At 70.5% G+C, this 792-nt stretch carries 1 protein-coding gene and 1 pseudogene; both read right to left on the reverse strand.

The window, feature by feature from the left end; all coding sequences use genetic code 11:
• Positions 1-265: pseudogene (locus tag FL344_RS38195) on the reverse strand (3-hydroxy-3-methylglutaryl-CoA reductase); the annotation flags it as partial.
• Between the two features lie 33 nt (positions 266-298).
• Positions 299-792: alpha-hydroxy-acid oxidizing protein (locus FL344_RS38200; protein ID WP_194863411.1), on the reverse strand; the 494-nt coding region annotated here is incomplete at its 5' end.

Here is a 792-nt window from a genome sequence, read left to right on the forward strand (position 1 = left end):
CGACGGACGGCTCCTCCACCGCCATGGGCACCAGGTAGTCACGTCCGTTGACCTGGAGGTTGAGGCCCAGCCCCAGCGGGAGGGAGAAGGTCCCCACCGCGTTCTCAATCATCTGGTTCGCCAGGACAGGCTGGAGCGCCTCCGAGCCCAGCAGCTGCTGCAGGTCCTCGGGCGTGAGCCGGAACATGCGGGAGAGGTGCGCGTGGCGCTCCTCCATCGGCAGCTTGTGGAACCCGGGAAGCCGGGACGTCACGGTGTCAGACATGTTCTTCCTTCCAGACTTCGGCACGGCCACCCTCTACAGCGCCGCCAACCAATCCTTCAACTCTCCGGTGACCACCCGGGGCCGCTGTCTCAGTTCAGCGCAGCTTCTGCTTCCCGTCAGCACGAGCGCCTGCCGCAGGCTCGCCAGGATGACCTCCAGCGCCGCCTCCGCCGCCTCGAGCCCGCCCGCCTGCTGCGCGCGGAACAACGGCAGCGCCATGCCGGCCAGGTTCGCCCCCAGCGCCAGCACCTTGGCCGCGTCCAGCCCCGTGCGAAGGCCACCGCTCGCCACCAACTGGACGTCCGGGCCCACGGCGCGCCGCACCGTGGCCAGGGCCGCCGCCGTGGGAATGCCCCACGCGCTGAACTCCGCCCCCAGCTGTGCCTGTACGCCTGACGCACGAAGTTGTTCCACGCGCACCCAGGACGTCCCGCCCAGACCGGACACGTCGAGGTTCCGCACGCCCAGGTCCACCAACCGCCGCGCGACGTCCGGGCCGATGCCGCAGCCCGTCTCCTTCACCAGCA

Source organism: Myxococcus sp. AB036A (assembly GCF_006547355.1).
Lineage (GTDB): Bacteria > Myxococcota > Myxococcia > Myxococcales > Myxococcaceae > Myxococcus > Myxococcus virescens.